This is a genomic window from Geitlerinema sp. CS-897 (assembly GCF_028368005.1).
Lineage (GTDB): Bacteria > Cyanobacteriota > Cyanobacteriia > Cyanobacteriales > Geitlerinemataceae > Baaleninema > Baaleninema simplex.
Map to the genome: position 1 here is coordinate 1 of NZ_JAQNCQ010000287.1, position 5,574 is coordinate 5,574.

Consider the following 5,574-nt stretch of genomic DNA (forward strand, 5'->3'; position numbering starts at 1 on the left):
GTTAAAACGCGCTCACCGAAGGGTGGGCAAAAAACAGAAAGGCTCTGCTAACCGAAGAAAAGCCGTCAATCGACTCGGACGAGTACACCTCAAAATAAGTCGGCAACGTGAAGAACACGCCAAGAGACTGGCGCGTTGCGTAATCCGATCTAACGATCTGGTGGCCTACGAAGACTTGAGGATACGGAATCTAGTGAGAAACCACTGTCTCGCCAAGTCGATTCACGATGCCGGTTGGTATCAGTTCAGGAAGTGGTTGGAACAGTTTGGAGAAAAGTTTGGCAGGATAACCGTTGCGGTCGAACCTGCCTATACCAGCCAAGCCTGTTCGAGTTGTGGCACGGTCGTCAGAAAGACGCTTTCAACTCGCACCCACGTTTGTCAGTGCGGTTGCGAACTTGACAGAGACCACAACGCCGCAGTCAACATTCTGAACACTGCCTTGAGTACGATGGGGCACATCGGAACTTGGGTCGATGACCCGAACGCTTCTGGAGATTTGACCGCTACCTTGGCTGGTGCCAACCTGTCAGGGCAAGTCGGATCGCTGAGAGAAGAATCCCCACGCCTTTAGGCTGGGGAGTGTCAACTCGTTCGTATTCATAGCGATCGAGTTGGGGTAAATCGATCGTGCTGACGATGACGTTGGGTTGGTGGTGACGGGCTAAGTAGACTCCTAGCCAGCGATCGCTGGTACTGATAACGTTACAGTGTTCGATCGCGATCGGACACTCGAGATCCCGCTCGAGAGCGCCGTTGGGTTCGATGAGGAGTACAGTCAAATTCATGGAAATTCGAGCCTTTCTGAAAGTCGGTAAGCGGGTATGTCTCAATCGATATCGGACGTGGGATCGCCATCGTTGGGAATGTCGAAAATTTCTTCGAGCATTAAGCCACCGACACCGGAAGCCATTTGCTGTAACTGAATTTTGGCCGCATCGCTGAGATGGAGGCGGCCGTTGCGATCGAACTGATAATCGCGATCGCCGCTGCGATCGTCTCGAGTCAGAACCTCGATCGCCCACTGACGAGCGACCTCTTGTAAGTCCAGTTCGGGCATCAGTAGGTCGCCGTGTCGCAAAATCCACCGACACGCCGGTCGATCGAGGTCGCCGAGTCGATACACCGCCTGCTTCAACACCGATTCGAGCGTGCTTGGGGTCGGTAAAACGGTCAGGAAGTCTTTCAAGGCAACGATCGCTCGGGGATCTCGCGCACGCATAATATCGACGGCAAGACTGATGTAAGCTTCGACTTGAGTGTCGCTCGTAGAGTTTCCCGGCCAGTTTTCACCTTGAGTCCTCATGTAGCAGATCGCTTGGGGAATAGCTGTCGAGCGAGAGCGATCGACCCTGTTGTTGCGATACTTAAAATTCGACGCTCGACCTTCTTGGTGTTCGGTCGGACACTTTGAAGGATTGACGTTTGTTCGTTCTGCAACCGTCGGCATAGAGGCACTTAGTCGAGGACTATCGGTTGCGTCTTCCGGTTTTCCAGATCGTTTCAACACGGGTCGTAGACTCCCACACGCATCGACTTTTACAACAGTTTTAGTGTAGAGACTAAATGTGATGTTCTTGTGACAACATGACCGTTCATCGTGATTTTTACGAAAAATTGCGTTCATTAATGCACTTCTAGAACAGGATTCATGATTTCTAGGCTACTCACACTCACCTGCATAGATATAGAGCGCTCGTCTACAAGCTTAAATTGATTACCCTCAGTGGTGCAGAAAACTTTTCGAGATCGGAGATTGACTAAACACATAAAATATGTATTTAGACTCAAGCTAGATCCCCGGCAGCCATTTACCGATCTGGGATTTTGTGGCCAACCCTTTAATACGGCGATATCTTTTCTAACAAGGGTTTCAGGACTTTTCTGCACCACTAAGATTGATTACCTTATCAAAGCTAGCCATCTCTTTCTTACGAGGTTTCGACCGAACGCATCGCACTTGAAATGCCCCCGTACGATCGAGAGTGGAGATCGGTTCCTATCATTGTTTTTTTGGAGAAACGATCGTTTTCAGTGGTAAGTTTTCTCGATCTTTCCACTACTCACTAGAGTTTTTCAGATAGAGCGATAAACGCAACGCCAACCACCATCACTACTGCACCAGATAGCCGTTCTTTCAAACCCACTTCTCGAAAGAGGAACTTTCCCCACAAGACGCTAAACACCGCACTAGTACGCTTGACTGAGATAACGTAGGCGACCAAAGTGAGACTTAACGCGGTCATTTGACAGGTGAGGGCGATCGCATTGAAAAACCCGATCGCCAACAACGGAACGCCGTTCCCCTGAAGTTGCAGAATCACCCGTTTCGACTTCACCAATACCAGAGGAAACAACACCACCGCGTTAATCGCGTAGATCGCCGTTACCCAAAACAGCGGCGAGGAATTTTGCAAGCCGATTTTGTCGATGTTTGAGGTGAGACTCCACAAAAACGCCACCGTCAACATCAATTTTGCCCCAGTTTCTTCCCACAACGCCCACAACGGAGCAAAATACCCTCGATGTCGAACCGAGAAGTTCAACAAATACGCGCCGACGACAATACAGATAATTCCGACAATTCCCAGCGGATGGGGAAACTCCCCCACCAGCAGCGGCGAAGTTCCCAGCAGAAACAACGGCGTCAGCGTGGTTAAGGGGGCGACTTTTGACAAATCCGACAGTTGAATTGCTTTGACAAATAGCAAGTAGGCGATCGCATTGAGGAGACTTCCGGCGATTAACGCTCTCACGAACCCCTCTCCCAACTCGGGAATTCCCACCCACACCAAACCGGGAAGGAGAAATACCGCCGTCGTCGCGTTCAACGACCAAGCCACCACGTAAGCATCGCTAGCTTGTAGGGATTTTTTGTTGGAGACATCCCGCAGCGACTCGGAAAAAGCGGTCACGAGAGTCAGAATCAGCCAAAGCATGGGGAACGCGAGGGGAAAGAACCAACAGCAGTGAGGATGTCAATTCTCCACGGAAACGGTCACCGCCGCCACTGCAATTAACATATCGTCGTTTTTATCCTCGAGTTCGGGAATGGCGCGACCCACCGTCACCATCCCCCCAGCTTCCACGATGAGGGTTTTTTGTCCGAAGGGTAACACCGATAGAACCTCGTCTGTGCGAACCTGTTCGGGATAGGGAACCGCCACCTGTACGTCCACGTACATCTGATTGGGGTGGTCTAATCCCGCCACTTCCCAAACGCCGGGGAGAGCGTTGTGAGCGATCGCGTTGCGAACGGCCCGTTTGGCGGCGACGGTGGGGTCTTGTCCGTGTTGGTCTACCCCCATTCCCATTTCGATAATCAAGCGTTGGCGAGTCATAGAATTATGAAAAAGTAGGCGAGATCGCTTTAACAAATCCCCCCAAGGCTATCAGCTCGACTCGTGACCGCTTCTGGAGAGAGAGTCAGAATCAGCCAAAGCACTGCCTTTGCGCCCGCATCTTTCGTTAAAGTTCAGGCGCGGGAGCTATCAAACGACGTTCTCGTGGCGGCGAAGATATCGAAGAGAACGGCTACGAAGCTGCAAGCCGATCCCATCCACAGCAAGGCGACCAGGGGAGAACCTTCGCCGAAAACCTTGAGAAACCAAAGGAACTGACGCACCCCCTCCTGTCCGACAGGGGCAACGGTGGGAAGATAACTCATCGAGAGTAAACTGGCTAAGACTGCGCCGACGACCAACCAGGGAAGCGCAAAACTTAAAAGGCTGGTTAGGATCGTAGAGCGCAAGCGGGATAAGATATCCTGCATGAAGGACGACTGCGCGGAGCAGTGAAGTAACAACGTGGGGGTCGGTTCGATCTGCCTTTACCATAAAGGCGATCGCCTCGACCGTTCGATAATCTGTAGAAATCTTAAATAAACCTAAAGAAACTTGTTATCTCCCGTAATGTTACTTTGCAGTTCGGCGTCGTTGTTGTCGTTTTGCAACGCTTCTGACAAAAAACGTTGGCTCAATCTAGTCTTGGAAGATGGAGTCGCCGCCTGTTCGCGGCGATGTTACTCGGCGGTCAGGTGGTCGTCCATCTGCTGTCGGGCAAAATTCACCGTCGAAACACCCTCGATCAGATGGCAATGGTGGGGCCGCAGTCGCTCCTCATCAACACGATTACCGCTGCGTTCGTGGGAATGGTATTTACGATTCAAGTGGCGCGGGAGTTTCTGAACTTCGGTGCCGAGTCTGCCGTCGGTGGCGTTCTCGCCTTAGCCTTAGCGCGGGAGCTGTCCCCCGTTCTTACGGCGGTCGTGGTGGCGGGTCGGGTCGGGTCGGCGTTCGCCGCAGAAATCGGCACGATGCAAGTCACCGAACAAATCGACGCCCTGCATATTTTACGAACCGATCCCATCGACTATCTCGTCATTCCGCGAGTTCTAGCCTGTGGTTTGATGGTTCCACTGTTGACGCTGTTTTCACTGTCGATCGGCATGAGTGGCGGTCTGCTGATTGCCACGAGTCAATACAATCTCGCCCAGTCTGTATTTTTAAATTCTGCGCGAAACTTCCTGGGATTTTGGGATATCGTTCACGCCATGACTAAAGGCGCCGTGTTTGGCGGACTCATTGCCATTATCGGCTGTAGTTGGGGACTCACGACCTCTGGCGGTGCGAAAGGGGTTGGGGAATCGACGACAGCGGCGGTCGTAACGTCTCTGATGGCGATCTTTATTGCGAACTTCTTTCTGTCTTGGGCGATGTTCCAAGGGATGGGGAGTGCCTCACTTCCGTGAACAGAGCGCATTTTCCCCTCGCGTGTTGCTTCAGTGACGACTCGACGACGTGGCTAGGGACAGAGTACAGGTTTGGGGATTCGGAGAGTGCGTCTCGATCGTAATATCGTCGTATCTGGCCGCTTCTAAAATGTTGCGAACCACTGCGGCTGCTTCCTGATTGGCTTTTTCGAGCAGTCCCTCTTGACAAGCTTCTTCTCGAATTTGTTGGAGGGCTTGGCGTTGCGCTTGCGTATACAGTTCCGTTTCTGTATTGGGCGCAAACCAGGCGCGGTTGTGTTCTAACACTTCCGATCGCTCGACGTCTAAATCCATTTGAACGAGGTATGGCGGCGGGAGATGCAGGGTAATTCGTCCGGTATCGCGATCGATCTGCGTGACTTGGAGTTGGCTGAGGTCGATTCCCGCTCGAACGCGACCGATTCCCTGATACACGACGGTTGTTTCACCGAGATAGAGATGGCCGAGCGTGCGTTCCTGACTGGTTTTGACGATAGTTTCTAAGGCAACCTCAGCGGTAGTTAACTCTGTTTTCCCTTCCAGGCGATCGACCAACAGGGATTTTACTTCGGTTACGGGTGGCGGTGCGGGGGGAAATAACGCCTGCGTGACCTGTTTCGTGATGCGCTCGGCTTGGAAAGCAGCGATCGACACCACGGCAATGGAGGACAATACGGCTGGATGCAACAGCTTTTCTGCCAGAGAGACGGCAACGGATTTGTTTTGAGTCATGGGTGGGTGCGAGGGAGAAACGGCAGACTTGTTATCCTAGACCCGAGTTTGAGAGGAGACGTTCCCAGGGGGAGAAGGGGAGAGGGGGAGAA

Annotated in this window: 8 protein-coding genes; 2 read left to right on the top strand and 6 right to left on the bottom strand. The window is 52.3% G+C overall.

What is annotated here, in order from left to right:
* The coding region (locus POG22_RS18000) for an RNA-guided endonuclease InsQ/TnpB family protein (RefSeq protein ID WP_498906696.1) at positions 1-574 on the top strand (574 nt) is incomplete at its 5' end.
* On the opposite strand, the gene POG22_RS18005 is transcribed toward POG22_RS18000, so the two are convergent.
* From POG22_RS18005 to POG22_RS18025, 5 genes are all read right to left on the bottom strand, one after another.
* Positions 507-788: a response regulator gene (locus POG22_RS18005; RefSeq protein WP_498906697.1), complete on the bottom strand. Its 282-nt coding sequence runs from the start codon at positions 786-788 to the stop codon at positions 507-509. The genes POG22_RS18000 and POG22_RS18005 overlap by 68 nt on opposite strands.
* Positions 789-829: 41 nt before the next feature.
* Entirely contained in the window at positions 830-1,450 is a 621-nt protein-coding gene (locus POG22_RS18010) for a hypothetical protein (RefSeq protein WP_498906698.1), read from the bottom strand.
* A gap of 616 nt (positions 1,451-2,066) precedes the next feature.
* On the bottom strand, positions 2,067-2,939 hold the full coding sequence (locus POG22_RS18015) for an EamA family transporter (protein ID WP_063716438.1): 873 nt from the start codon (positions 2,937-2,939) through the stop codon (positions 2,067-2,069).
* Between the two features lie 39 nt (positions 2,940-2,978).
* Positions 2,979-3,341: a Lin0512 family protein gene (locus POG22_RS18020; protein ID WP_063716439.1), complete on the bottom strand. Its 363-nt coding sequence runs from the start codon at positions 3,339-3,341 to the stop codon at positions 2,979-2,981.
* A gap of 134 nt (positions 3,342-3,475) precedes the next feature.
* Complete coding sequence (locus tag POG22_RS18025; protein ID WP_063716451.1) at positions 3,476-3,772, bottom strand: hypothetical protein; 297 nt, start codon at positions 3,770-3,772, stop codon at positions 3,476-3,478.
* A gap of 198 nt (positions 3,773-3,970) precedes the next feature.
* Between POG22_RS18025 and POG22_RS18030 the strand changes: the two genes are divergently transcribed.
* Positions 3,971-4,750 (top strand): MlaE family lipid ABC transporter permease subunit, encoded by a 780-nt coding sequence (locus POG22_RS18030; RefSeq protein ID WP_026097891.1) that lies wholly within the window; start codon positions 3,971-3,973, stop codon positions 4,748-4,750.
* Positions 4,751-4,780: 30 nt separating this feature from the next.
* Here the strand turns inward: POG22_RS18030 and POG22_RS18035 are convergent, their stop codons facing one another.
* Positions 4,781-5,482: a DUF4230 domain-containing protein gene (locus tag POG22_RS18035; protein ID WP_063716440.1), complete on the bottom strand. Its 702-nt coding sequence runs from the start codon at positions 5,480-5,482 to the stop codon at positions 4,781-4,783.
* Positions 5,483-5,574 lie beyond the last annotated feature (92 nt).